At 45.8% G+C, this 26,759-nt stretch carries 23 protein-coding genes; 15 read left to right on the top strand and 8 right to left on the bottom strand.

The features are described 5' to 3' along the window. Nucleotides 1–2: 2 nt before the first annotated feature. Together AC1DFM_RS08580 and dusB are read right to left on the bottom strand one after the other, a co-directional pair. Nucleotides 3–599: a nuclear transport factor 2 family protein gene (locus AC1DFM_RS08580; RefSeq protein ID WP_477076300.1), complete on the bottom strand. Its 597-nt coding sequence runs from the start codon at nt 597–599 to the stop codon at nt 3–5. A 96-nt stretch (nt 600–695) separates the two neighbouring features. Beyond that, complete coding sequence (gene dusB, locus AC1DFM_RS08585; RefSeq protein ID WP_477076301.1) at nt 696–1,733, bottom strand: tRNA dihydrouridine synthase DusB; 1,038 nt, start codon at nt 1,731–1,733, stop codon at nt 696–698. 194 nt (nt 1,734–1,927) lie between these two features. Here dusB and AC1DFM_RS08590 point away from each other — a divergent pair, with 194 nt between their 5' ends. From AC1DFM_RS08590 to AC1DFM_RS08610, 5 genes are all read left to right on the top strand, one after another. Continuing rightward, the gene (locus AC1DFM_RS08590) at nt 1,928–3,307 is read left to right on the top strand and encodes a mercuric reductase (protein ID WP_477076302.1); all 1,380 of its coding nucleotides are present in this window, start codon (nt 1,928–1,930) and stop codon (nt 3,305–3,307) included. Between the two features lie 45 nt (nt 3,308–3,352). Then, nucleotides 3,353–4,294 carry an ABC transporter ATP-binding protein gene (locus AC1DFM_RS08595; protein WP_477076303.1) on the top strand — a complete coding sequence of 314 codons (942 nt, stop codon included), beginning with the start codon at nt 3,353–3,355 and terminating at the stop codon, nt 4,292–4,294. A gap of 9 nt (nt 4,295–4,303) precedes the next feature. Beyond that, on the top strand, nt 4,304–5,872 hold the full coding sequence (locus AC1DFM_RS08600) for an ABC transporter permease/substrate-binding protein (RefSeq protein ID WP_477076304.1): 1,569 nt from the start codon (nt 4,304–4,306) through the stop codon (nt 5,870–5,872). Nucleotides 5,873–5,883: 11 nt separating this feature from the next. Then, nucleotides 5,884–7,038, top strand: coding sequence for an ergothioneine biosynthesis protein EgtB (egtB, locus tag AC1DFM_RS08605; protein ID WP_477076305.1), 1,155 nt, complete (start codon nt 5,884–5,886; stop codon nt 7,036–7,038). 87 nt (nt 7,039–7,125) lie between these two features. Continuing rightward, nucleotides 7,126–8,112: an L-histidine N(alpha)-methyltransferase gene (locus AC1DFM_RS08610; protein ID WP_477076306.1), complete on the top strand. Its 987-nt coding sequence runs from the start codon at nt 7,126–7,128 to the stop codon at nt 8,110–8,112. Between the two features lie 5 nt (nt 8,113–8,117). On the opposite strand, the gene AC1DFM_RS08615 is transcribed toward AC1DFM_RS08610, so the two are convergent. Then, nucleotides 8,118–8,591, bottom strand: coding sequence for a DinB family protein (locus AC1DFM_RS08615; RefSeq protein WP_477076307.1), 474 nt, complete (start codon nt 8,589–8,591; stop codon nt 8,118–8,120). 237 nt (nt 8,592–8,828) lie between these two features. Here AC1DFM_RS08615 and AC1DFM_RS08620 point away from each other — a divergent pair, with 237 nt between their 5' ends. After that, complete coding sequence (locus AC1DFM_RS08620) at nt 8,829–11,537, top strand: outer membrane beta-barrel protein (RefSeq protein ID WP_477076308.1); 2,709 nt, start codon at nt 8,829–8,831, stop codon at nt 11,535–11,537. On the opposite strand, the gene AC1DFM_RS08625 is transcribed toward AC1DFM_RS08620, so the two are convergent. Both AC1DFM_RS08625 and AC1DFM_RS08630 read right to left on the bottom strand, forming a co-directional pair. Beyond that, entirely contained in the window at nt 11,532–12,449 is a 918-nt protein-coding gene (locus AC1DFM_RS08625) for a DsbA family protein (RefSeq protein ID WP_477076309.1), read from the bottom strand. The two genes, AC1DFM_RS08620 and AC1DFM_RS08625, sit on opposite strands and share 6 nt — an antisense overlap. A gap of 161 nt (nt 12,450–12,610) precedes the next feature. Then, complete coding sequence (locus tag AC1DFM_RS08630) at nt 12,611–13,471, bottom strand: OmpA/MotB family protein (protein ID WP_477076310.1); 861 nt, start codon at nt 13,469–13,471, stop codon at nt 12,611–12,613. 279 nt (nt 13,472–13,750) lie between these two features. Between AC1DFM_RS08630 and AC1DFM_RS08635 the strand changes: the two genes are divergently transcribed. Next, entirely contained in the window at nt 13,751–14,776 is a 1,026-nt protein-coding gene (locus tag AC1DFM_RS08635; protein WP_477076311.1) for a LacI family DNA-binding transcriptional regulator, read from the top strand. Nucleotides 14,777–15,014: 238 nt separating this feature from the next. Here AC1DFM_RS08635 and AC1DFM_RS08640 read toward each other — a convergent pair whose 3' ends face one another. The 3 genes from AC1DFM_RS08640 to AC1DFM_RS08650 all read right to left on the bottom strand — a co-directional run bounded on the left by AC1DFM_RS08640 (nt 15,015) and on the right by AC1DFM_RS08650 (nt 19,640). After that, nucleotides 15,015–16,244, bottom strand: a complete 1,230-nt coding sequence (locus AC1DFM_RS08640) for an alkaline phosphatase family protein (protein WP_477076312.1) — start codon at nt 16,242–16,244, stop codon at nt 15,015–15,017. A gap of 151 nt (nt 16,245–16,395) precedes the next feature. Beyond that, nucleotides 16,396–18,567 (bottom strand): S9 family peptidase, encoded by a 2,172-nt coding sequence (locus AC1DFM_RS08645; RefSeq protein ID WP_477076313.1) that lies wholly within the window; start codon nt 18,565–18,567, stop codon nt 16,396–16,398. Nucleotides 18,568–18,680: 113 nt separating this feature from the next. Then, complete coding sequence (locus tag AC1DFM_RS08650) at nt 18,681–19,640, bottom strand: HEAT repeat domain-containing protein (RefSeq protein WP_477076314.1); 960 nt, start codon at nt 19,638–19,640, stop codon at nt 18,681–18,683. Nucleotides 19,641–19,784: 144 nt separating this feature from the next. Here AC1DFM_RS08650 and AC1DFM_RS08655 point away from each other — a divergent pair, with 144 nt between their 5' ends. The 8 genes from AC1DFM_RS08655 to AC1DFM_RS08690 all read left to right on the top strand — a co-directional run bounded on the left by AC1DFM_RS08655 (nt 19,785) and on the right by AC1DFM_RS08690 (nt 26,743). Continuing rightward, nucleotides 19,785–21,050, top strand: a complete 1,266-nt coding sequence (locus tag AC1DFM_RS08655; protein WP_477076315.1) for a dihydroorotase — start codon at nt 19,785–19,787, stop codon at nt 21,048–21,050. Nucleotides 21,051–21,055: 5 nt separating this feature from the next. Then, nucleotides 21,056–21,592: a DUF4199 domain-containing protein gene (locus AC1DFM_RS08660; RefSeq protein ID WP_477076316.1), complete on the top strand. Its 537-nt coding sequence runs from the start codon at nt 21,056–21,058 to the stop codon at nt 21,590–21,592. A 15-nt stretch (nt 21,593–21,607) separates the two neighbouring features. Further along, nucleotides 21,608–22,606, top strand: a complete 999-nt coding sequence (locus AC1DFM_RS08665) for a glycosyltransferase family 2 protein (protein WP_477076317.1) — start codon at nt 21,608–21,610, stop codon at nt 22,604–22,606. Nucleotides 22,607–22,637: 31 nt separating this feature from the next. After that, a complete protein-coding gene (locus tag AC1DFM_RS08670) occupies nt 22,638–23,771 on the top strand; it encodes a glycosyltransferase (RefSeq protein WP_477076318.1) in 1,134 nt (377 codons plus the stop codon). 129 nt (nt 23,772–23,900) lie between these two features. Beyond that, complete coding sequence (locus AC1DFM_RS08675; RefSeq protein WP_477076319.1) at nt 23,901–24,926, top strand: GHMP family kinase ATP-binding protein; 1,026 nt, start codon at nt 23,901–23,903, stop codon at nt 24,924–24,926. A 28-nt stretch (nt 24,927–24,954) separates the two neighbouring features. Beyond that, nucleotides 24,955–25,530 carry a D-sedoheptulose-7-phosphate isomerase gene (locus AC1DFM_RS08680; RefSeq protein WP_477076320.1) on the top strand — a complete coding sequence of 192 codons (576 nt, stop codon included), beginning with the start codon at nt 24,955–24,957 and terminating at the stop codon, nt 25,528–25,530. Beyond that, entirely contained in the window at nt 25,530–26,225 is a 696-nt protein-coding gene (locus AC1DFM_RS08685; RefSeq protein ID WP_477076321.1) for a nucleotidyltransferase family protein, read from the top strand. The genes AC1DFM_RS08680 and AC1DFM_RS08685 overlap by 1 nt, the downstream gene beginning before the upstream one ends. Then, a complete protein-coding gene (locus tag AC1DFM_RS08690) occupies nt 26,222–26,743 on the top strand; it encodes a D-glycero-alpha-D-manno-heptose-1,7-bisphosphate 7-phosphatase (protein WP_477076322.1) in 522 nt (173 codons plus the stop codon). The genes AC1DFM_RS08685 and AC1DFM_RS08690 overlap by 4 nt, the downstream gene beginning before the upstream one ends. The last annotated feature ends 16 nt before the right edge of the window (nt 26,744–26,759 follow it).

The following is a 26,759-nucleotide window of genomic DNA, read 5'->3' on the forward strand; positions in this document are numbered from 1 at the left end:
TATTATTTGGCCAGCTCCTCTTCTCCGGCTACATCATGATAAAACCATTTCACCAGCCGGCTGTCGGGCAACGAATTCAATACGGCTATCAGCCATTTGCCATCCTTTCTCACCGCCTTGCCCTTATAATAACCTACTGACATCAGCTGTATCTGCCCATTGGTCAAATCAGTCCATAAACAGGAACTATACATGCTTACTTTTATGGTATCATTCTCTCCACGAAAAAACTGCATATTTGTAATCATATGCCGGGGCTGGAAATGCGTATTCCGGGTACTCATCAGTAAAGAGTCTATTTTGGCGGTCCAGTTCTTCTTTCCCCGCAACTTCACCCCATCTATTTCTCCCCGGATATTATCATCCATAAACGCTACACATTTATCCAGGTTGCCATTGTCGAAATACTCGCAAAATTCCAATACAACTCTTTCAATCTGCCGTTGCTCTTTAAACGGCACATCCCTCACCTCGGAATCGTCCGGTTCAACAGCAGCTGTATTGTTCACCACAGGTTTTTCTTTGGGAGATGAGTCACAGGAAAAAAGGCTTGTTAAGCTACAAACCAGCGCGATGGCTATAAGGGAATGTCTGAACATCAGGAACGTTTTATGATATAACAAAACAAACGCATAATAAGTTTTGTTATATCATAAAATTTTCTACCTATAAAAATATCAAAAGGAAATATCTGCCTATAAAGGGCAATTCTGGTGATAGTCAATCAATTCGATAGGCGCATTTGCCAGCTCAATGCCTTTGTAATAGGCTTCTATTTCATCCAGCACCGCTTCTACTTCTTCTACGGTTTTCAGGGTCACCAGGCGGCTCCTGAATTGCTTGATATCGGGCAATCCTTTCAGGTAATTAGCGTAGCAACCACGCATTTCATTGATGCCCTGCACCGGTCCTTTCCATTCCACAGATAAACGCAGGTGCTTTTTACTCACGGCAATACGTTCTTCCAGGGTTGGCCCTGCCATCAATTCACCGGTATTTACATAGTGCTTGATTTCACGGAACAGCCATGGATAACCAATCACAGCACGGCCAATCATGATGCCATCTACGCCATAACGGTTCTTGTATTCCAGTGCTTTCTGCGGACTGTTAATGTCGCCATTACCAAAAATGGGAATATGTATACGTGGGTTATTCTTTACTTTTCCGATCAGGTCCCAGTCTGCCTGTCCTTTGTACATCTGGCAGCGGGTACGGCCATGAATAGCCAGGGCTTTGATGCCCACATCCTGCAAACGCTCTGCTACTTCTTCAATATTTTTGGAGTCCTCATCCCAGCCTAACCGCGTTTTTACCGTTACGGGCAGCTTGGTGGCTTTTACACATGCGGATGTTAAACGCACCATCAGGTCCAGGTCTTTCAATACCCCCGCACCAGCGCCTCTTCCAGCCACTTTCTTCACCGGACAACCGAAGTTGATATCCAGCAGGTCAGGACTGGTAACATCCACGATTTTGGCGGCCATCGCCAAACTATCCTCATCTCCACCAAAGATTTGTATCCCTACCGGGCGCTCATATTCGAAAATATCCAGCTTCCTCCGGCACTTGATGGCATCACGAATCAATCCCTCACTGGAAATAAATTCCGTATACATCAGGTCAGCGCCGGCATCCTTGCACACTGCCCGGAACGGTGGATCACTGACATCCTCCATAGGAGCCAGTAACAAAGGAAAATCAGGTAGCGTTATGTTGTCAATTTTTACCAAAATCTATGTTTTTTCGCAGCAGGCGGCAAAGATAAGCATTATATGGCTTTTAGCCATTAGCTTTTAGCTTTTAGCAAAATGCAGCGAAGATGATCCTTTGTTGCTAAAAGCTAAAAGCCAATGGCCAAAAGCTCCCAAAATTTTCCTACATTCCATTGGTATAATCTTTGGCCCCGCTCCTTAAAACGCTCCATATGCAAAAATTTGATGCAATTGTCATTGGATCTGGTCAGGGTGGCAACCCGCTGGCAAAAAAGATGGCAGCAAAAGGCTGGAAAACAGCAATGGTGGAACAACGCTACCCCGGCGGCACCTGTATCAACGATGGCTGTACCCCCACCAAAGCCATGATTGCCTGCGCAAAAGTGGCGCATACCGTTTTTCACAGCAAACTATGGGGAGTGCATAGCCATGGCTACACAGTAGATCTCCCGTTTATTGTAGCCAGGAAAAATAATATAGTGGAAGAATTTCGCGCATCAACGGCCAAAGGACTACATACCAAAGACGTTACTTACTTCCACGGCACCGCAGCCTTCACAGATAACAAAACCGTGCAGGTGACCATGGATAATAACGAAACACAACTCCTTACGGCAGATCATATTTTTATCAATACCGGCACTACGCCGCATATACCACCTATTCCAGGTTTAGCAGACGTTCCCTACCTCACCTCTACCACCATCCTCGATGAAGTAGTAGTTCCCCGTTCGCTGATTATACTGGGCGGCAGCTATGTGGCACTGGAAATGGGACAACTCTATCAGCGTTTAGGCAGCAACGTTACTGTTATTGAAACATCGCCGCAATTGGTATCCAGAGAGGACCCCGATGTAGCCGCTGTGATAAAAAAAATGCTGGAATCTGAAGGACTGCAAATCTATACCGGTACACAGGCAGAACGTGTCACTAAAAAAGGGAAAGAGATCCACGTAGATATTGTTACCGGCACCAACCGGGAAACACTCACCGGCACGCATATACTGGTGGCAACCGGCCGCACGCCACAAACCGCCGCACTACAATTACAACACACACAAATACTTACCGATGAAAAAGGATATATCCAGGTAAATGATCAGCTGGAAACAACAGCAGCAGGCATTTACGCACTGGGAGATGTAAAAGGTGGCCCCGCCTTCACACATATTTCTTACAATGATCACCTCATTATTTACAAAAATCTGTTTGAAAATGGTACCTTTTCCGTCAAATCACGACAGGTACCTTACTGCATGTTTACCGATCCTCAACTGGGTCGTATAGGCATGACCGAAAAAGAAGCGATGAAAGCAAACATTCCCTTTAAAATTGCCCATCTTTCTATGGACAAAGTAGCAAGAGCCATAGAAACCGGACAAACGAGAGGCTTCCTGAAAGCACTGGTACATCCGCAAACAGATGCCATCCTGGGCGCCGCTGTAATTGGTACGGAAGGAGGAGAAATCATGTCGTTGTTACAAATGGCCATGTTGGGTGGTATCACTGCCACACAACTACGTGAAATGGTGTTTGCACATCCGCTATACGCGGAATCATTGAACAACCTCTTTATGACCCTGGAAAAATAGGCTTCAGATTGAGCAAGTTTTTCCCCATATTACCCTATAAAGCAAATGATTAAACTGGATCATGTCTCGAAAAACTTCGGCCCGGAAAAAAAAGTGGTAAATGATATTTCCTTTGAAGTAGCGGCAGGTGAAACACTGGTATTACTGGGTACCAGCGGTTGTGGTAAAACCACTACCCTGCGCATGATCAACCGGCTACTGGAGCCCGGCAGCGGCCACATCTATGTAAATGGAACGGAAGTACGACAATTACCTGCAGAAACACTTCGCCGCAGCATTGGTTATGTGCTGCAAAACACCGGCTTGTTTCCTCACTATACCGTTAGTGAAAATATCGGCATCGTACCTACGTTGCTGAAATGGGATAAAACACGTATCCACGAACGTACACAAACGTTAATGGACAAACTAAGATTACCGGCTAATGATTATGCGGACCTCTATCCACATCAGCTCAGCGGCGGACAACAACAACGCGTTGGCCTGGCCCGCGCACTGGCCGCTGATGCGCCCGCACTGCTGATGGACGAACCCTTCGGTGCACTCGATCCGCTTACCCGTATCAGCGTACGAAAAGAATTCAAAGCCCTCGATGAAATCAATAACAAAACAATTATACTGGTCACCCATGATATAGAAGAAGCGTTTGAACTGGGTACCCGCATTTGCCTCATGAACGAAGGACGCATTCAACAAATAGGCGCACCGGCAGATCTGCTGTTTCGTCCCGCCAATGATTTTGTACGCTCCTTCCTTGATCCGCAGCGCCTGCAGCTGGAATTAAAAGCCCTTACCATTAAAGAGCTCTGGGCATGGCTTCCGGCGCATACCAGCACGGACAGCACGGCTGCACTAACAGCCGAAAGCACCTGCTGGGAAGCCCTGGAAACATTGACTTCCCGCCCTGCGACGGTGGTGTATCAACAGGAACAAAAAGTAATTGACGGGAATGGATTAATGGCGGCAATAGCTGCCTGCAAAAAATAATACGGCAGCATGGAAACACCGGAAACATTTTTGGATTTTATACAACAACAGTCCGGCAAATTGCTGGAACAAACCCTTACGCATACCGGTCTTACTTTTATATCCGTACTGCTGGCCGTAGCCATCGGCGTACCTGCCGGCATTCTGATTACACGTAGAAAAAGGCTGTCGGTTTGGGTACTGGGATTTGCCGGCGTGATGCAAACCATTCCCAGCATCGCCCTGCTGGGGTTCATGATTCCATTGCTCGGCATTGGCCCAAAACCAGCCATCGTAGCGTTATTCCTCTATGCGTTGCTGCCGATTGTACGCAATACCTTCACCGGTATCAATGGGGTAGATCCCAGCGTAACAGAAGCGGCTACCGGCATGGGACTCAGCAAACGACAACTGCTCTATAAAGTACAATTGCCATTAGCCCTCCCTGTGATAATGGCCGGAATACGTACCGCCACGGTTATCAACGTAGGCGTAGCTACACTGGCGGCCTACATTGCGGCCGGCGGCCTCGGGGAATTTATTTTCGGCGGTATTGCACTGAATAATACCCACATGATGCTGGCGGGCGCCATACCAGCAGCGTTACTGGCCATCTTATTCGACTGGCTGCTGTCGCTGCTGCAGCATATCAACGTCCGTAAAGCACGTAAAACGCTGTATCTCCTGCCCGTTATCCTGTTGGGGCTATCGGCTTTCTACCTGCTGCCAGACACCTATCACTCCAAAATGCGGGCAGGATTTACACCCGAATTCATGGGCCGGAAAGATGGTAACCTCGGACTGAAGTCAGTATACGGTTTACGTATACCCACACTCGTCATCAGCGATATGATCATGTATAAAGCGGCCTATGAAAAAAAGCTGGACGTAATCAGTGGCAGCAGCACCGATGGCCGTGTAAAAGCATTTGATCTGATGGTATTGGAAGATGATAAACATATCTTTCCTCCTTATTACGCCGCTCCCATTGTACGCAACGAAACGCTGCAAAAATACCCGGAACTGGAACCAGCACTCAACCGACTGTCTGGTACAATTAATGATAGCATTATGACGGAATTAAACTACCACGTCGACTATCTGAAAGAGAATCCGGAGAAAGTGGCCAAAGACTTCCTGGTAGCGCAAAAATTATGGAAACCGGCAGGCACGGGCAGCAAAGGCAGCATCCGCATTGGCTCCAAAATATTCGGCGACGGCTACATCCTCGCCAATATGTATAAAATGCTGATTGAAGGATATACGGATCTTTCTGCGGTTACCAAAACCGGTCTGGGTGGCACAAAAATAGTATTCGATGCCTTAACCAATAACCAGATAGATATGTACCCGGAATACACCGGCACTGGCCTACTGGTAATATTGCAGGCGCCACAACAGGTAACAGACAGTATTATCAGCGACCCGCAAAAAGTATACGACTATGTAAGCACCGGATTTGAAAAACAATATGCCATCAAATGGCTTAAACCTATCGGATTTAATAACACCTACGCATTGATGATGCGCAGAGCAGATGCGGAAAAATTACATATCACCAGTATCTCCGCATTTACCCATTACGTGAACCAACAGTAACCACCTGTAATATGCTTTTGCAAAAAGACTACGAAACCGTGCGCAGGCGAACAGAAAATATCTGCGCGCCACTGAAAACAGAAGACTACGTTGTACAACCTATTGTAGACGTAAGTCCGCCCAAATGGCACCTGGGCCATACCACCTGGTTCTTCGAAACATTCATACTGCTACCTAACGCTAAAGACTATACGGTATTTGATCCGCAATACAATTATGTCTTCAATAGCTACTATGAATCTGTAGGTGCGCGGGTCATCCGCACTAACCGCGGAAACCTCAGCCGCCCTGCAGTGGAAGACATTATGCGTTACCGCAAATATGTGGATGAAGCCATGCTGGCTTTCCTGGATAGCACCACACTGACACCGGAACTACAGGCACTCTTTACATTAGGATTAAACCATGAAGAGCAGCACCAGGAACTATTATACACCGATATTAAGTACATCCTGGGACATAATCCGTTATTTCCGGCATATGACCCGGCCCGGAAAGATCTGATCCCGGTGAACAATCAACCCGGTTCGTGGTTAAATATGGGTGCTGGTGTATATGATATTGGATTTTCGGGAGATGGATTTTGTTTTGATAATGAACTGGGCAGACATAAAGTATATCTCACAGATTACAGCATCAGTCATGCCCTGGTGACAAACACCGAGTATCTCGACTTTATCCAGGCCGGTGGCTACCAGGATTTCAGGCACTGGCATGCAGAGGGCTGGGATTGGGTAAAAAATAACCAGGTAACAACGCCCATGTATTGGTACAATATAGAGGGCCAATGGATGCATTACACCTGGCAGGGGCTGCAGCCCTTAATGCCGGATGCTCCGGTAACCCATATCAGCTATTATGAAGCAGCGGCCTATGCCGCGTGGAAAAATGCCCGGCTACCCACAGAATTTGAATGGGAGGCAGCTGCGCCTCAGCTAAACTGGGGACTTCGCTGGGAATGGACGGAAAGTGCTTATCTGCCCTACCCTGGCTTTGCCAAAGCCCCGGGAGCCATTGGCGAGTACAACGGTAAATTCATGGTAAGCCAGATGGTGCTAAGAGGCGGAGCAGAGGTGACGTCGCCTAATCACAGCCGCATTACCTACCGCAATTTTTTCCATCCTTCACTAAGATGGCAATTTACCGGGATCAGATTGGCAAGATGATTGAGCAATCGTTATGAAATGAAAAGAATTTTTTGAGACAGTCCACTGTAATCAGACAAATTCACTTTCGAACATCAAAACCCTTGTATGACTGTAATTCCAACAATGCTGACGTGTAAGCGGAAGCCCGCCACCGACACATTTTATCACGATGTAGTAAAGGGCCTCAGCGCACCGCAGAAATACCTGGACCCTAAATATTTCTATGACGCCGCCGGCGATGCCCTCTTTCAGCAAATCATGCAATGCCATGAATACTATCTGACTGGCTGCGAAATGGAAATTCTCCGTACCCAATCGGCACAAATAGCCACTGCACTACAAAACTACGCTGGTGAGTTCGACCTCGTGGAATTAGGCGCCGGTGATGCCACCAAATCCGTACACCTGCTCCGCCAATTGCTGAACAACGGAGTAGACTATACGTATTTTCCGATAGATATATCCGGCAACGTCATTGAGCAACTGGAGAAGTCGCTCCCCGAAGAACTGCCAGGGCTGCGGCTCCACGGCCTGCATGGCGAATATTTCCACATGCTGCAACAAGCAAACCGGTATACCTCCCGCAAAAAAGTATTGCTGTTTATGGGCGCCAACATCGGCAACTTCAGCGTAACAGCTGCCAGTAATTTCTGTCAGCAACTACGGCAGTACCTTCAACCAGGCGACTTGCTGCTCACCGGGTTTGATCTGAAAAAACATCCGCAGGTAATCCTGAATGCGTACAACGACAGCACCGGCGTTACCCGTGCATTCAATTTCAACCTGCTTCATCGCATTAACCGGGAACTACAAGCGGATTTTGACATCACCAGGTTTGATCACTTCCCTACTTACGACCCCGGAACCGGTGCCTGTAAGAGTTTTCTGATCAGCCTGGAAGACCAGGTCGTGCATATTGGTGATGACTTCGCCGTCAACTTCGCAGAAAATGAAGCGCTTTACATGGAAATCTCCCAGAAGTATAGCCTGGAAGAAATAGACCAACTGGCCGCCTTCGCGGGATTTAAACCTGTGGCCCGTTTCTTCGACAGGAAGCACTGGTTTACAGATTGCCTGTGGAAATGCGTATAATCCTGCTAATGCCAGGCGCCTAAACTCCGGCGCAGGGCTACAATTTCACCCGTGTGATAACTGGTGTGATCGATTAACAAAATAGCTTCTCTGAACAAATGCTGCCCGTTTCCCCATGGAAACGGGCTTAATATATCCGCTCCCGGCGCTTCCAGTAGCCCAATAAATGCGTGGAGGTCTTTATCTATCTGACTGATGCTATGCTTCCACTCCGCATCATCCGCCGGCGCCGTAGCTTTCGGCCAGTAAGCCTTGGGCCATTCTATTTCCTTATAGTCCGGATTCCGCGAGAAATCAAGGATATCATATTGTGTAATGCGGATATGCTCCACCAGCTGCCAGATGCTATAGGGCATATGTGGCAGTACCGTTCCTCTTATTGCAACCGGCAACGATTTTACCGCATCCGCAAATGTGACGTGGGCATTTGCTTTCAGCAACATGTCCTTTAAAGATTTTACCAAAGCTGGAGTATTCATAAGACGAGTTTTGATCATGATATTATCAAGTACCGCTATCATGCTTCCGAGAGAGACAGGCGTTAACAAATTAACGCTTTAACAATCAATAACGGCCAAAGTTGCAAACGAAATGTTAATCTGATTTCATTTTAATCGCTTTTTCATCCTTTTGAGAACCTTTGGTCCTGATTTACAAATCGTTTGCAGACAGGGGTTACCATTGCATAAAATTATATTCTCAACCAAATCCGTGCAATGGTAAAATTCGCTTTAACGTTAACCATCTTACTAACCAACATTCATCTGGCTGTATTTGCGCAGAGAGAAGTCAAAGGATTGGCATATGACAAGGATACTAGAAAACCACTGGAAGGAGCGACTGTACTGCTGTTTACTGCCGAAAAATCGATTTTGAAAGGACAGGGTGAATCTGATAAAGCTGGTAACTTTCAGATAAAAAACATACCTACCGGCAATTTCATGCTTACCATCAGCTACATGGGATACACAGCGGCTACCATTCCAATTTCCATCACTGAAAAAATGAAAGTGCATAGCCTTTCGCTACAAGAAACCGGACTGGCACGAAATGCTATTACCCTCACCGGCATCAGCATTAAAATCAACAAACCCATCTTCACCATTCGTAAAGATACTATTGAGTTTTCCGCAAGTGACTTCCCAACCGCTGAAAATGCTTCCGTGAAAAACCTGCTACAAAAGATCCCCGGCCTTTCAATTGATGGCAACGGAAAATTTCTTTACCTGGGCAAGCCAATCAATGAGTTTTACGTGGATGGCAGACCCGTATTTCAAACAGCTGCTAACTCTTCCGGCGACCCACAAAAAATATCCCAGCTACTACAGGCCAACCTGGTAGATAAAATACAGATAGCAGATAAAAAAGGATTAGATGGCTTGCAGGAAGGTGGGAAAAACGAGAAAGTCATTAACATCACCATCAAAAAAGAACTAAAGAAAGGAATCAATGGATCCATAGGCGGAGGATACGGTTCAGACGATCATTACAATATTGCTGGTCTCGCCAACATGTTCCGCGACAATAAACAGATCATTGCCACCGCCATCCACAATAACATCAACACGGCTACCGCCCCTTCCTCCAGCGACGAAGAGCAAAAGCAACTGGATGGTTATGGAGGAATAGCCACTAAAACCAATGCCCGGGGAAACATCTCTGTTGATCTCAGCAAAAAAACGAAACTGACGGCAAACTATTGGTATACCGACTTCAACATGCAAAACAACCAGTTCGTGCAACGCGACAATATACTACCGGACAGCAATTTCCGCTATAATAGCAGCTCCCAGGGCACCAACAACGGTAGCTTTAATATGTTGTATGCCAGCCTGATATCGCAACCCAATGAGCACAACCTCATCACCGCAGACTTTTCCGGCAACCTGGAAAACAGCAGCATTACCAACGATAATAATTATATCTCACTGGGTGGAAAAAATAATGACACCATTAATTTGGGAAATACCCTCAACAAACAAAATAGTAAAAGGAAATCCTTTAATATGGGCGGTAGCTTTATGCATACGTTCAGTAAAGAACTGGGCACCGCTAGCCTTAATATCAATGTAGAACAAAATAATACACGCGACAATCAAAACAATTACAACCTGAACTTCCTGCAGGCAACCAACTGGGCAGATACCATCAACCAACAGCTCTTTAACAAACTAAATATCCGGAAAATCAATTTGGGAGCTGGGTATCAATATCCCATCAGTAATGGCTTCTATCTAAGTACAACTTACAGATACACCAATACCCTCACAGAAAGCAATCAGCAGGCATTTGATTTCGATAACATCAAAAGAGGATACGATATCGCTAATAAACCACTGACCTACGACTTTCAAAACAGATACACTATTCACATATTAGGCGCCGGCATTGCTGTCAATAAAAATAAAATACAGGGCCAAATACAGCTGGCATACAATAGCGCCAGCTCTGTCAGCAATAATTATACAATCAGGAAAGAATACCACCAGCGAATCAACTACTTCGCCCCCAACCTTTCCATGACCTACAAAATCAACAACTACAAATCACTCAGTTTATATGCCTCCAGAGATACCCGGATTCCTAATACAGGCACTGCTTTGTTACCGGTGATATCCATCCAGAACCCCTTGTACATTGAACTTGGCAATCCGGATCTGAAACCAACCATCAATAATTCAGGCAATATCAGCTACCAGTCGTTTAGCGTAGATGGCCTTACCTTCAACACCGGTGTAGGATTCAATATACCCGAAAATGAAACCACCCCTTCTGTTACCTCTGACTCATCCGGCAAACAAATCAGCTCGCTGGTCAATATAAATGGCAACTATGACATCAGCCATAACATTACCCTCGGCAGGCGGTTCAGCAAATCCGGCCTCACATTAAATTACATGATGGCAAACCGTTTTAGTCGCACCATCTCTTTTGTCAACCAAATCAAAAACAACACCTCTATTATTGGTATCACGCAAATGCTAAACGGCTCCTGGAGCTATAAAAAACTGTTGGAAATAGAAGGCACCTTTCATGTACAGTATATCGGTAACGCCTACTCTATTCAGAACAACAAATACTATGATTACACCAATTATTACCTGTCAGCATCCGCCAGTTTCTTTCTCCCCCTCAACATCAACTACGGCGCGGCTGTTACCTACTACAATAATACCAATCAGCGGCAACAATTTGTGGTGGTAAACACCTGGATTTCCAAAGCGTTTTTATCGGATAAAAGCCTCCTCGTAAAGTTATACGTATACGATCTCTTCCGGGAAAATCAGGCGCTGCTCACCAGGCAAACATTCAGCTATATAGAACAACAACGCAATTCTGTGTTATCCCGCTATGGATTGCTCAGTGCTACCTGGTTCTTTGGCAAGAAAAAAGCGGCTGCAGCGCCCGGCGCCCCCGCTTTATAAAGTACTGGTCAGCCCCCACAGCTGTCCGCTTGCAATAGTATTCACCCACACTTTATTTTCCTCCTGATAACCTTTTAACTGCATCTCAGCAGCATCAAAAGACAGCTCATTCAATACGGCATACTCTTTAGTAGTAAGCGTAGGAAAATAGGTAAACAGCTCCAGTTTTTTGGCATAAGTCCTGGCTGTTGCCTCCGGTAATAATTTATGCAGGGCGGTCGTAAATACCTGGTAAGGCTTAGCACCATATACCAATTCCGAACGGCCACTTTGATCAATAAAAAAGATAGAGGGGAAACCGCGCACACCCAGCTGCTTACCCAGCGCCAGGTCTGCTTCAAATAACGCCTTTCCCTGCTGGTCAAAATCCTGCTGTAACCGCAGAATATCCAGACCTGCGAAAGCAGCCGATTTTAACACCGGTTCCGGCTTGCAAATATTTTGTTTTTCCATAAACAACAATTCCCGCATACGCCGTAAAAAAATCACTGCGCGATGTTTATCCTGTTGCTGCGCCGCCTCAAACCACATAGATGGCGGATAAGACGATGGCAGAGGATCTTCCAGCCATACATTCCCATCAATAGGCATCTGATAATGCAGGCTTACTTCATCCCAGTGATGCGCCACATCTGATGGACCACTGATTCCTCCGGAACTGTATACATCCCAGCCTGGCAGCAGACCGCCCATATGATAACTGATATCCAGCACATGCCCATATTCGAGTTTTAAGCGGCGCCATTGCGGCTCTATCCCCCAACAAGTAGAACAGATGGGATCAGTAAAATAAATCAGTTTTAACGGCTTCTCGGCCGATTGCAAGCCATCGGTAGCAGTAGCATCTGTAATAGCCAGACCCGGGATCTCACAAACTCCGCTCACCGGATCACAAAACATAGGTTCTTTCATACTTAAATATTTATGCAGGGCAAATATAGCAGAAAGCAGAAAGCAAAAAGCGGAAAGCAAAAAGCTATTGTAGCGAATGATTACTGCGGATATTATTAATTCGCTTTGATCATTCGCTACAATAGCTTTTTGCTTTCCGCTTTATGCTTTCGGCTCTTTAATTAGTTCGCTGGTTTCTCCAGTAACTTGAAGAACTGATCCAGTTGTGGTAATATCACGATCCTGGTTCTACGGTTCGCTGCTTTACCTTCTGGTGTATCATTGGAGGCTACCGGCAGGTATTCACTTCTACCAGCGGCAGTCATACGTGCTGGCGGAATGTTATACTGATTTTGCAGGATGCGTACCACTGAAGTAGCTCTTTTCACACTCAGATCCCAGTTGTCCAGTAATACATTCGGACGATAAGGAACGTTATCTGTATGACCTTCTACCATGAACTCGATATCCGGTTGTGCAATCAGCACCTTGGCAACTTTACCAAGTACTTCTTTTGCTCTGTCGTTGATATCATAACTACCGCTCTTAAACAGCAGTTTGTCGGAGATATCAATGTACACCACGCCTTTATCTACCTTAATGTTGATGTCTTTATCATCCATATTACCGATAGCGCCTTTCAGGTTCATCACCAGCTGCATGTTCAGGGAATCCTTACGAGCGATAGCAGATTGCAGATCCTTGATATAAGCGTCTTTTGCGCCGATATTGTCAAGTGATTTTTTTATACTTTCTGCCTGGGAACTGGAGATAACAGACAGTTCTTTCAGATGATCCAGCATCTGGGAATTATTGGTTTTCAATTGTTMCTGCTGCTCCGTCAGATTCGTTACTTTATCCTTATACGAAGCGGCCGCGCGTGCTGCATCTTCTTCGCAATTTCTCAGCTTACCATAGGTAGCACGGTACAAGCTATCCAGTTGCGCATTTCTTGCCTGCGACTCCCGCAATTTTCTAGGAGCGGAACAAGATGCGAAAATGGTTACCAAAGCTACCGGCAAGGCTAATTGTACTACTTTCATAAAAATGTTATATTTAAATAATCTAACAAAAAAGTATATATGATTTATTAGGGATGCAATGGAAGTATCCGCTTAACAGCAAATAATAGGCCGAAGCACCCATCAGTTCGTTATAAAGCGATTAGAAACCTGGAAAATTGTTGCCACGGCATGTAGAAACACCGTCTACGCCTGTTAAATCTGCTTTATTCATAAAAAAAAGTTAATGTTTTCCAATATCTAAGTAACTTGTCCGCCAGAGTACATGCTGTATCTATTTTCTATTAATTGCTGAAATGTATGAGAAAGGTGGTTTCTTCGGGTCAACCAACAATAAAGGAAATTGCAAAAAGGCTGAATATCTCTGTATCTACGGTTTCCAGGGCGTTACATGATCATCACAGTATAGGGCTGAGAACCAAAACGAGGGTGAAAGAATTGGCTGCTGAACTGAATTACGAGCGCAACCAAACAGCTATCTATTTCCAGCAAGGGAAAACCTTCACCATAGGGATTCTTTTACCAGAACTGTCTGAAGCTTTTTTTGCCAGCGCTATCAGTGGTATTGAAGATACCGCCTATAGTAACAATTATACTGTACTGCTGGGCCAATCACACGATGATGAAGCCCGGGAAAAACAAATCATTCAAAGCATGAAACAGCACCGGGTCGACGGCTGCATTGTTTCTATCGGAAAAAATACCAGCAACTACGAACATTTTGAAATGCTGCAACAGGCGCGTATCCCGGTAGTATTTTTTGATCGCATTCCGGATCTGCCCAATATGCACTCTGTATCGTGTAACCTCGAATCCGGTACAGTGCAGGCAGTTGATTTCCTGCTAAAACAAGGCCACCGCGTTATTGGTATGATCAATGGCCCCGAAACCATGATGGCCAGCAAAGAACGCGCTGCCGGCTATAGCCGTGCCTTACACAAGCATCGCCTGAAATACGATCCTAAATTGATCGTCAATGCCGATCTTACCGCCGCCGGTACGGAAGAAGCCATGCAATACCTGCTGTCGCTCAAAAGAAAAGTAACCGCCATCGTTACCTTCAACGACTATGTAGCCATGGATGCCGTACAATATGCCCTCAAACAAAAATTGGAAATAAATAAGGATATAACTTTTGTATCTTACGCCAATACACCGGTAAGCGGTTATACTGCATTTCCTCCTGCGGCCTCTGTGGAGCAATTCCCTTACGAACAGGGACAGGCGGCGACTAACATGCTGTTGGCCATTCTGAATGGAGAACATGCGCTGAACGATTATCAACGCACTATTATGGAGTCACAACTGGTGATTCATCACCGCTAAAGTAGGGTCGCTTATCGATAACCCTGCCACAGCAGATAACCGTGGCACAGGTAATCGACTTCATTGTTCGCTGTCTATTATGCTGCTTTTCGGGCTAAATTCACTGTTCTAAAAAAAGTTCACTGTTCTATTAATTGCTACAACGATTCTACACGTTTTTTTTAACATTCCATGTACGCAAACGCTTGCGTTATCAGCGCAAGCGTTTGCGTAAAGCCCTTAAATTGCCTTTATGCTATTATTTCTGTACAACCCAACGATTAACAGTATTCAACGGCGCTTCCAACACTACCTTATAAAACCCTGCAGGCAAGCCTTTCACGCTTACTGCTGCTTTTTCTGCTGACACCGGAATAGCTCCCAGTAACTGATAGGTATCATGTCCGCCGGTTTTATAATTATTCGTTGTTGCCACCCATATTTTTACTTTGCCTTTTTTATCATACGACTTCCACCCTAACTGCAACATATCTCCTGCCACTACTGCTGTAGGTTGTGCCAGTGAAATAGTACCTGTTAACGGTACTCCATCCAGTTCCCGCACATTTTCAACCGGCATCTTAATATTCATGAAACGGGCAATAGAAGGCAGTATATCTACAATACCCGGTTGCACCGTTTTTGAATAAGTATTTAATCCTTTGGCATTAGTAACAATCCAGGTGGTGCGCTCGCGATCTGACTGGCCACCATGACCATGCCCTCCATGCGCGTCACGACCATGATCTGTGGTGATGTAAATCTGCCAATCCTCATTAAAATGCTGCTGACGATATTCAATGGCATCCCAGATCTTTCCCACCATATCATCTGTCATACGTACTGCTGTATCCAGCCGCTCGCCAGTTCCATAGCGATGCCCCATATCATCACTATATTCAAGATATACCCAGGTCATATCCGGTGCATCGCTCTTTACATATTCCGCGGCCTTTGCAGCTACCGTTTCATCAATCAAATGCGTATACCAGCTGTCTTTATCATGCGGAAACTGCACCGTATCATGCTCCAAACCATCTACCGCATGATCGATATGTAAGCCGCCTGTTTGAGGTAATCCATCTCCCACCAGCTTTGTTCTGTTATCTAACCAGGTAGARAAAATAGCGGTAGTCCCATTCGGATAAGCCGATTTAAAAAAACGGAAGATACTGGGATAGTGATAATTCTGTGCGGCAATATCATTATCCCATACATTATGCTTATTTACCCATGTGCTGGTCAGCAAACTGTTATAACCCACTGCTGAGATGGTAGGCGTTTGCGAGTATCCACCTTTTTCACCCCCTACATATGCCCTGCAATAGCCGCCCTCTTTGGCAATGCGTTTCAGGTTGGGAGTGGGTTGCGACTCAATCACATCTGCAGGTATTCCATCCGCAATGATGAACAATACCTTGTGCTTTTTCTGTTGGGCACATAACGTGGAAAATGACAACAGACCCATTGCCAGGAATAAATATTTCATTGTTGACTGTTTTTATATAAGAAAGATAATAAAAAAGCCGAAAGCATAAAGCGGAAAGCAAAAAGCTATTGTGGCGAGTGATTAAAGCGGTTAAATATTCGCAATAATCACTCGCCACAATAGCTTTTTGCTTTCCGCTTTTAGCTTTCGGCTACTTTAGATTTGCATCAAAATAATCCGTGATCTTCTGCATCAGATGTACCCTGTCTTTTCCTAGTACATTGTGTAAATGTCCCGGATATACGAAATAATCCACCTGCACTTCATTATCTACACAAGCCCGGATGAAATCCAGTGAATGCTGCCACACCACTACATCATCATTGGTGCCATGGATCAGCATCAGGTGCCCTTGCAGGCTTTTAGTTTTTGTAAGCAAATTAGCATTGGCATAACCCTCCGGATTTTCCTGGGGTGTATCCATATAGCGTTCCGTATACATAATTTCATACATGCTCCAGTCAATCACCGGACCACCCGCTACTGCTGCCTGAAACACACCAGGATGGCGCAACATCAGGGAGGTAGTCATGAAACCGCCGAAACTCCAACCATGTACGCCCATCTTCTTTTGATTAATGTAAGGCAGTGATTTCAGATACGCAACGCCCTGTAACTGATCATTCATTTCTACGGTACCTAACTGTCGGAAAGTAGCCTGTTCAAAGGCTTTTCCACGGTTATCACTACCTCGGCCATCCATTGTAAAAATAACATAGCCATGTTGTGCCATGTACTCATACCAGAGGTTGCCACTGAAAGGATAGGTGTTGCGGATCAATTGTACATTCGGTCCATTGTACAGGTATACCACCACCGGATAAGTTTTGGTAGAATCAAAATTCACCGGCAATATCAGTTTACCGTACAACGGCGTACCATCATCTGCTTTCAGGGTCACTTGTCTGATCTGAGGACGTTGAAAATCTTTCAGTGGGTCTGCTGCCGTGATCAGATTTTGCTCCCATTTACCGGAAGTAGCGGCGATTCTGGCCACATAAGGCGTAGTGCCGGCGCTATAAGTATCCAAAACATAGCTGCCATCACTGCTCACCTGTACATCATGCCATCCTGCAGCTTTGTCGAGGCGCGCATAAGCCGCGGCTTTGGCTGGTTTGCGGTAATTGGTAACATAAATATGCTTCTCCATCGGTCCATCTTTCGAAGCGGTGAAAATCACCTCATTTTGTTTMACATCTACCAACTCATTTACCAACCAATCACCAGATGTAATTTGCTTTAACTGCTTGCCCTCGTTGTTATAGAGATATAAATGCTGGTATCCACTCTTTTCACTGAACCAGATAAATTCATCCGGCTTGCCAGGTACGAAAGTAAGCGGGTGTGTAGGATGTACATATTTCACATCCGTTTCTTCAAACAGTGTTTTTACCAGATCACCAGTGGTGGCGCTATACTGATTCAACCACAAGTGATTTTGTTCCCGATTCAGCAATCCGATATATACGAACTGCTGATCTGGTGACCAGGTAACGCTGGTCAGGTAATGATCTGCTGGTCCACCTGTTTTCAGGAAAATAGTTTTTTGGGTAGATGGCTGATAAACACCCAGTGTTACTTCGTGAGAAGTGCCGCCTGCCATCGGATATTTGATATTGTTATTGTGCGCCGGGGTAACAGACCAGTCAATGATCGGATAATCCTTCACCATGCGCTGATCCATGCGATAAAACGCTATCAGATCACCTTTGGGAGAAAAGAAAATGCCCTTGTCGATGCCAAATTCTTCGCGGTGTACACTTTTACCATTCACGATATTTTCATCTGCATCGTTGGTAATTGTTTGTACGGCCCCATCTGCGGTACGAATAAAGAGATTATTTTTTACGGTCCAGGCAATCTGGCCACTTTTAGTATTCACCGTGATATTTTCTGCTGCTTCCGGCAGTTCGCACCAGCGGGAGAACTGCATGGCGCCATTTTGCAAGGTGCCTTTATACAGTACAGCTCCCACGCTAAACCAGACATTATCAGCAGATATCCAGTGCATAGGGGGTAATCCACGCAAAGGCTTTGCGGCAAATAATTGTTGGTTAAGATCTGCGAGTCGCAGTAAGGTATCCGTTTTAATGGCATTACCAGTGAGGGTATTCTTTACCCAGGCTACACTCCCATTGGCAACTACCATCTGGCTATACGCATTTTGACCAGGCACCCATTCAAACTGTTTTAGCCGTTCCGGCGCCAGTTGCTGCCGAAGCCCGTTGGTAGCTTCTGCCATGGTATACTGACGCTGCTGTGCTGTTACATACAACCCACTGGTCATCCATCCTGTCAAAAGCAATAGAAAAGCTTTCTTCATCTCTCTTTTTGGGAAGCTAAATTAAGGCATTCGCCGTTAGCATCCCTGCCGTTCAACAAAAAATGCAGCGAGGAAACGGGTCCCCCACTGCATTTAGCTATCATTAGAAATATTTATGCCTGTTGGTTACTTACCAGATGTCTTCTCACCCATTCTTTTTCTTCGGGTAGTAAATAATCGGCTCTTGTTTCGGTGATCCAGGAGAATGTTTTTTTGATCTCCGCTTTTGCGGTACGGAACCGGAATAAAAACTCCATGCCCAGCATCAGGTCTGTAAATCCATTCTTCACGGTTTCTATGGTCATCCGGGCGCTGCTTCGTCTTTTCGATAACAGCTCTGTAATACGTGCTGTCACGGCTTGTATTGCCTTTTCATCTGCATACTTGTAGATAGCCTCCATGGCCTCAAATTTCAACTGTCCCCGCAGCAGATAGCGCTGATAAAACATCGCTTCTTTTTCCTTTTCAATGTCTGCCATGGCAGCGAAAGCGAGACTTTTAACATCTTGCCGGTGGTGTTCCAGCAGTCTGCGTAAGGCAGGAACACTTTTCTGGGTGCCTATCTTATGTAGCAGTAATGTAATATAGTAGATGTCGTACTCGTTGGACGTACGTTTTAACAGGGACAATGCCCAGTCTTCCACCGCCGGATTATGGGTGCCTTTCAGTGCCAGCAGGGCGGAACGGCGTATATTGTTATTAACGGATAAGGTATTATTGAACAATGGTTCCAGGTTGATATATCCCGGAATAGTAAGGCCCCGTTCGAGGTCCTGTTGAATGGCTGTAATCATATCTGCGTCCTGCTCTATCCTGAGGCGATCCAATAAGAACCGGATTACTTCAGGGTCATTTGTATTTCTGGAGAGCTGGGTGATGATAAATAAAGCGGCCCGGCGTTTATCTTTGTCGGATTCCTGGTCAATATATTGGTACAGCAGCGGAATATATGCATGATTTGCGAGTTGCTCCGCCTCACGAAGCGCCTGCCAGCTGGTGGTCTGGCCATTATGCAATTGATCTGAGCGGTCGCATATCCGAGCTACGAGGTTAGTAAGATAGTCAATCATCATTCGTTATTTTGATCTACTACCCCTGCATTTTCAATTATCATACCAACCTGAACGAGGCCCTGAAAAGTCTGGGCTCCCCCTCAACAATTAACAGTTTTATGTTACATTTGCCCCGTATTTTCGGACAGGTATAGAACGTAAAGCATGCACATACTACTCAAGAACGTAAAGATTATAGCGCCTTCCTCTCCCTTGCACGGGCAGCAAAAAGACATTTCTATTCAGAACGGCATCATTCAACAKGTGGGAAACAACCTTGAAGATGCACGTGCGACGGTCATTTCAGGTGATAACCTGCATGTTTCCGCCGGCTGGATGGATGTTTTCGCACATTTCTGCGATCCCGGACAGGAACACAAGGAAGATTTGCAAAGCGGCATCAAAGCAGCAGCCACCGGTGGATATACTACCGTGATGATTGTGCCTAACACCCAGCCGGCATTGCATACCAAACCGCAAATCGAATATGTACTGAGCAGAACACGCCATTCGGCAGCCACCGTTCTGCCAATTGGCGCCACCACGAAAAATCTGGAAGGCACCGGTCTGGCTGAAATGTATGAAATGCAGCAGGCAGGCGCCGTAGCATTCTCTGATGGCCTGAAACCTTTACAATCGCCGGGGCTAATGCTGAAAGCCCTCCAATACATCAAAGCTTTCGACGGTACCCTCATACAACTACCTGACGACCAGAGCATTTCTGCCCACGGACTCATGAACGAAGGCATTTACTCCACACAGCTCGGTATGCCGGGTAAACCAGCACTGGCCGAAGAACTGATTATACAACGGGATATCGAACTGGCTAAATACACCGACTCCCGCATTCACTTCACCGGCATCAGCACCCGCAAAGCCGTGGAACTGATTGCTGCCGCCAAAGCAGATGGCGTAAAAGTAACCTGCTCTGTTACGCCTTATCACCTGTCGCTCACTGATGCCAGCCTTATCAATTACGATACCCACCTGAAAGTAAACCCGCCACTGCGTACCGCAGATGACGTGAAAGCTTTGCAGGAAGCCGTATTACATGGCACTATCGACTGTATCGCCACTCATCATCTGCCACAGGACTGGGATGCCAAACAAGTGGAATTTGAATATGCGAAAAATGGCATGATCGGTCTGGAAAGCACCTTCGGCGTACTCAGACAATACCTGCCCCAATTACCACTGGAGCAGCTGATCAATATGCTGACTACCCAGCCACGTAAAATATTCGGACTCACACAACCCGTACTACAGGAAGGCGCCACCGCTAATCTGACCATATTTGATCCGGAAACTAACTGGCAGTTTACCAGTGCACATATTGCTTCCCGGTCCAAAAATTCAGCGTATATTGGCGAACAACTGAAGGGTAAAGTATATGCCACTGTGAATGGACCCGTTTTTCACATAAATAATTAACCTATATGCAGCAAAACTCTAACCCAGGCTTGAAATGGGGAATAGTAGGTGGTATTGTCATTGTATTTTTAAACGTATTGACTTACGTGCTGGGACCTGAAATATTATTCTCCTGGTGGAATGGTCTTATTCAAATGACGGTTTTTATTGTATTTGCAGTACTGGCCGGAAAAGAAAAGAAAAAACAACAGGGCGGGCTGATCTCTTTTAAAGAAGCACTGCAGCCGGTATTTACTACTTTTATTATTGGGGCAGCTATCATCACTGTATACCAGTATATCCTGTATAAATACATTGATCCAAACCTGGTAGATGCGTTGAAACAAAACCTGTTGGAATCTACGGCAAAATTATTGCACCGATTTAAGGCGCCACAGGAGGAAATAGACAAACAACTGGATGAACTGGCAAAAACAGATTTCCATGTAGGCCTGGCCAAATCATTCATGGATTTCCTGAAATTGGTGATTTCCTATTTTATTATTTCAGCGATTATTTCACTGATCATACGTAAGAAACCAGCCCCGGGGCAGCAATTATAATACTATTCTATTAAGATGAACATATCCGTAATCGTTCCTTTAAAAAACGAAGAAGAATCTTTACCAGAGCTGGCGGCATGGATTGAGAAAGTCATGGATGCACATCGCTTCACCTACGAAGTGTGGATGATAGATGATGGTAGTACCGACGACTCATGGGGAGTCATTCAGCAACTGGCTGCACAAAACCCGCATATCAAAGGCATCAAATTTCAACGCAACTATGGTAAATCTGCCGCACTGAATGAAGGTTTCAGCGCTGCACAGGGAGATGTTGTCATCACCATGGACGCTGACCTGCAGGATAGCCCCGATGAAATTCCTGAGTTATACCGCATGATTATGGAAGATGGATATGACCTGGTGAGCGGCTGGAAAAAGAAACGTTACGACAACGCATTTACTAAAAATCTGCCTTCTAAACTATACAACTTTACCACTACCCGCATGAGCGGTGTAAAGCTGCACGACATGAACTGTGGCTTGAAGTCGTACCGCAAAAAAGTGGTGAAGTCCGTCGAAGTATACGGTGAAATGCACCGCTATATTCCAGTCATTGCCAAGTGGAATGGCTTCCGTAAAATCGGAGAAAAAGTAGTGGAGCACCGCGCCCGTAAATACGGTGTTACTAAATTCGGACTGKAACGTTTTATCAACGGATTTCTGGATCTGGCGACCATCATGTTTATCGGCAAATTCGGCAAACGCCCGATGCACCTGTTTGGCGCCCTGGGCTCCCTGTCGTTCTTTGGAGGTTTTTTGATCGCCCTTTATCTGGCCGTGGCAAAAATATTTTTTGATAAAGTAAATATGACAGACAGACCCCTGTTTTATCTGGGGCTGTTATGTATGATCATCGGTTCTCAGTTATTCCTGACCGGATTTATCGGTGAACTGGTTACCCGCAACGCTACCGAGCGTAATTCTTACCTGGTAGAAGAACGGATGGATCATACCCAAAATGTTACGGATGACGATTTACAACTGTCGAAGCTCGCAGACCGCCAGCTTTAATCCGGTAATTCATTATTCGTAATCTGACACTATGGCTAACAAAAAGAAAATACTTATTTTAGGTACAGCCTACCCCTTCCGGGGTGGGCTGGCTGCTTATAACGAGCGGCTGGCAGAAGAATTACAGCAAACAGACGAGGTAGAAATATGGACGTTTACCCTCCAGTATCCCAAGCTGTTTTTCCCTGGCAAAAGCCAATTCTCTACAGACCCTGCACCGAAACACCTGACCATTAAACGGCTGATCAATTCTGTGAATCCGCTGAACTGGTTAATAGTAGGCCGCAAAATCCGGAAAATGAACCCGGATATTATCATCTCCAAATACTGGCTACCTATTATGGGGCCTTCTCTGGGTTCACTGCTGCGCCTGGGGAAGCGCAAACACACCAAAGTTATTGCGGTACTGGATAACGTAGTACCACATGAAAAACGCCCTGGCGATGTGGCTTTTACCAAATATTTCCTGAAGCCGGTAGATGCGTTCGTAGCCATGAGCCAGTCGGTATTAAACGATTTGCGCGTGTTTGAGCCAACAAAGAAAGCGTCGCTCATTCCCCATCCTATTTACGATAACTACGGCGCACTGATTACCAAAGAAGCTGCCCGAGAACAATTAAAACTCCAACCCGGCAAACGATATATCCTGTTTTTTGGATTCATTCGCCAGTATAAAGGGCTGGATTTACTGCTGGAAGCCATGGCAGATGAGCGCATGAAAAAACTGGATGTTCACGCCATCGTGGCCGGAGAATATTATGAAGATGCTGCTCCTTATCTGGAGCTACTTAATAAATTACAACTGGGTGATCGCGTGCTGATGCACACCGATTTCATTCCCAATGAAGCCGTTAAAAATTATTTCTGTGCAGCCGACCTGGTAGTACAACCCTACAAAAGCGCCACACAGAGCGGCATTTCACAGATTGCCTACCATTTCGAAAAACCGATGGTAGTCACTAATGTAGGCGGACTGGTAGAAATGGTGCCGGATGGCGTAGTCGGCTTCCAGGCGGAACCTGATCCTGCTTCCATTGCTGCCGCCATTGAAAAATACTTCGTGGACAACCGGGAAGCTGATATGGTAGCCGCATTGCGCAAAGAAAAATTACAATATTCCTGGAGCCGGCTGGCGAAAGAAATACATCATTTAGCAGAAGGCTGAAAGCAGAAAGCAAAAAGCTATTGAAGCGATTGATAGTAGAGGATTTTTGCAATACTACCCTTCGCTTTTATCACCCGCTTCAATAGCTTTTTGCTTTCTCCTTTCAGCTTTTAGCTCAAAAAAAAGACCATGATATACAGAAGTAAAGCTCCTCTACGTATAGGCCTTGCCGGTGGTGGCACAGATGTAAGTCCGTACTCGGATTTATACGGTGGCGCCATTCTCAATGCTACCATCTCTTTATATGCCCGCGCTGCTATAGAACCACGCACGGATGGTAAAATCGTTTTCGAGTGTGCMGACAGAAGAGAAACTGCTTCCTATGATGCCGTATATCCTTTACCGTTAGATGGTACGCTGGATATTCTCAAAGGAGTAATTAACCGCGTACAAAAGGATTATGGCTCACTGCCCGCMACTGGTTTTAAACTGACCACCTTTGTAGATGCTCCCGCCGGATCTGGCCTGGGAACTTCTTCTACATTGGTAGTGGCTGTACTCGGCGCTTTTGCAGAATGGCTGAAATTGCCATTGGGAGAGTATGACATGGCGCACCTCGCGTATTCTATTGAACGGGAAGACCTCCAACAGGCCGGTGGTAAACAGGATCAGTATGCAGCCACTTTTGGCGGCGTAAACTTCATGGAGTTTTACCAGGGCGACAAAGTAATTGTAAACCCGCTCCGCATCAAGGAAACCAACCTGCATGAGCTGGAAAACAACCTGGTATTATTCTACACCTCTACCAGCCGCTTATCGTCTACCATCATCTCAGAGCAACAAAAAAACGTTACCGATAAAAAAGATGCTTCCATTGAAGCCATGCACCACCTGAAAGAACAGGCGGTCATGATGAAAKAAGCATTACTACGGGGTACCATCGACAAAATCGGTGAAATTCTGGATTACGGATTTGAATATAAAAAGAAGATGGCCAAAGGTATTACCAATCCCCAACTCGATGAAATATACGACGCTGCCCGCAAAGCCGGCGCCAGCGGTGGTAAAATTTCGGGTGCAGGCGGCGGCGGCTTTATGATCTTCTATTGCCCTAAAAATACCCGCTTTGCTGTAGTAGATGCCCTGAGTGGTTTTGGTGGCGATGTAAAACGCTATACCTTTACCAACCACGGTATTCAAACCTGGAGTATTTAAGGCTACACCAAATCAAAAAACCTGTTTCATGAAACAACACATTATCGACAAGCTCCGCGAAAGTATAACGGTAAAAGAAGCCATTTGCCAGGATGAGCCACTGTTGAACACCATAAAAGTAGTAGCAGATACCATCACCCACAGCCTGCAAACGGATCACAAAATTCTCTTTTGTGGTAACGGTGGCAGTGCAGCAGATGCACAGCACCTTGCAGCAGAATTTTCTGGTCGCTTTTATAAAGACCGTATGCCGTTGTACGCAGAAGCACTTCACTGCAATACTTCGTATATGACGGCGGTAGGCAACGACTATGGTTACGACCAGGTATATGCCCGCATCCTGAGAGGAATTGGTCGCCCCGGCGATGTGCTGGTAGCCATTTCTACTTCCGGTAATTCCGTGAACCTGCTGGAAGCCATCAAGGTGGCCAAAGAGCAAGGGATGATTGTGGTGAGCATGACTGGCAGCACCGGCGGGAAAATGAAAGCAGGAAGCGATTACCTGATCAATATCCCCTCTACAGATACGCCCCGCATACAGGAAGCACATATCACAGTAGGACATATCATTTGTGAAATAGTAGAAAACAACCTGTTTGCCTAATGGTGCACGAATGTATTGTACTTGCCGGAGGTTTAGGCACACGCCTGCGTAGCGTAGTGGCTGATAAGCCCAAATGTATGGCGCCTTTGGGCGATCATCCGTTTTTATACTACCTGCTGCAATATCTCCATAAACAAGGGATCACCCATGCAGTATTGTCGCTGGGTTACTTATCAGAACAAGTGATTAGCTGGTGCAACAGCACCCCGTTGCCGCTACGTGTATCCTTTACCGTTGAGCCGGAGCCACTGGGCACCGGTGGAGGTATACTGCATGCCTTACCTGCACTGGAAGGTAAAGAAGCCTTTATTGTTAACGGCGATACTTACTTCGATGTGGACCTGGCTGCATTTTCCCAATTTCATCACGACCGGCAAAGTCGGCTGTCACTGGCACTGAAACCCATGCAGCAGTTTGACCGCTACGGGAGCATAGAACTGGACGCCACACAGCGAATCAGCGCTTTTCACGAAAAACAATTCTGCACGGCAGGACTGATCAACGGAGGCATTTACCTGACAAATACCGACTTCTTACATAGCTTGTCTTTACCGGAAAAGTTTTCTTTTGAGAAGGAAGTCCTGGAACCAGGCGCCGCTGCGGGCCACTTATATGGCTTTGTCAGCGATACTTATTTCATCGATATCGGCATTCCGGAAGATTACGAGGCCGCCCAAAAAGTATTGGTATCATGACGTTATTTCTAGACAGGGATGGAGTGATCAATGAGGAAATTCGTGATGGATATGTGCTTCGTCCGGATATGTTTCAATTCAGTGAAGGCGTGCTGGACGCCATGCCATTGCTGGCCAAACATTTTGAACGTATCCTGGTGGTGACGAATCAACGCTGCATTGGTCGCGGCTTACTCACCGTAGCAGGACTTCAGGAAATTCATGCGCACATGCTACAGCAAATTGAGCAGCAGGGCGGACGAATAGATAACATCTATTTTTGCCCTGACCTGGATAGCAGCAGCCCTTGCCGCAAACCGGCGATCGGTATGGGTTTACAAGCCAAACAGGATTTCCCGGCGATCGATTTTACGCAGGCAGTCATGGTAGGCAATACGTTGAGCGATATGCAATTTGGCAAAAGCCTGGGCATGCAAACCGTATTTATTCCATCTACCCGTCCAGAAATACCGTTTCCGCATCCGCTTATTGACCAGCGATTCCAAAACCTGTTGCAGTTTGCACAGGCTATACAATAATTCCTTTCCCGAATCG

It is taken from the genome of Chitinophaga sp. 05T412, assembly GCF_056396465.1.

Bases quoted from the DNA above. Each gene is read 5' to 3' on its own strand.
- AC1DFM_RS08580 (WP_477076300.1), bottom strand. From the start codon at position 599: ATGTTCAGACATTCCCTTATAGCCATCGCGCTGGTTTGTAGCTTAACA.
- AC1DFM_RS08590 (WP_477076302.1), top strand. From the start codon at position 1,928: ATGCAAAAATTTGATGCAATTGTCATTGGATCTGGTCAGGGTGGCAAC.
- AC1DFM_RS08595 (WP_477076303.1), top strand. From the start codon at position 3,353: ATGATTAAACTGGATCATGTCTCGAAAAACTTCGGCCCGGAAAAAAAA.
- AC1DFM_RS08600 (WP_477076304.1), top strand. From the start codon at position 4,304: ATGGAAACACCGGAAACATTTTTGGATTTTATACAACAACAGTCCGGC.
- egtB (WP_477076305.1), top strand. From the start codon at position 5,884: ATGCTTTTGCAAAAAGACTACGAAACCGTGCGCAGGCGAACAGAAAAT.
- AC1DFM_RS08610 (WP_477076306.1), top strand. From the start codon at position 7,126: ATGACTGTAATTCCAACAATGCTGACGTGTAAGCGGAAGCCCGCCACC.
- AC1DFM_RS08615 (WP_477076307.1), bottom strand. From the start codon at position 8,591: ATGAATACTCCAGCTTTGGTAAAATCTTTAAAGGACATGTTGCTGAAA.
- AC1DFM_RS08620 (WP_477076308.1), top strand. From the start codon at position 8,829: ATGGTAAAATTCGCTTTAACGTTAACCATCTTACTAACCAACATTCAT.
- AC1DFM_RS08625 (WP_477076309.1), bottom strand. From the start codon at position 12,449: ATGAAAGAACCTATGTTTTGTGATCCGGTGAGCGGAGTTTGTGAGATC.
- AC1DFM_RS08635 (WP_477076311.1), top strand. From the start codon at position 13,751: ATGAGAAAGGTGGTTTCTTCGGGTCAACCAACAATAAAGGAAATTGCA.
- AC1DFM_RS08650 (WP_477076314.1), bottom strand. From the start codon at position 19,640: ATGATGATTGACTATCTTACTAACCTCGTAGCTCGGATATGCGACCGC.
- AC1DFM_RS08660 (WP_477076316.1), top strand. From the start codon at position 21,056: ATGCAGCAAAACTCTAACCCAGGCTTGAAATGGGGAATAGTAGGTGGT.
- AC1DFM_RS08670 (WP_477076318.1), top strand. From the start codon at position 22,638: ATGGCTAACAAAAAGAAAATACTTATTTTAGGTACAGCCTACCCCTTC.
- AC1DFM_RS08680 (WP_477076320.1), top strand. From the start codon at position 24,955: ATGAAACAACACATTATCGACAAGCTCCGCGAAAGTATAACGGTAAAA.
- AC1DFM_RS08685 (WP_477076321.1), top strand. From the start codon at position 25,530: ATGGTGCACGAATGTATTGTACTTGCCGGAGGTTTAGGCACACGCCTG.
- AC1DFM_RS08690 (WP_477076322.1), top strand. From the start codon at position 26,222: ATGACGTTATTTCTAGACAGGGATGGAGTGATCAATGAGGAAATTCGT.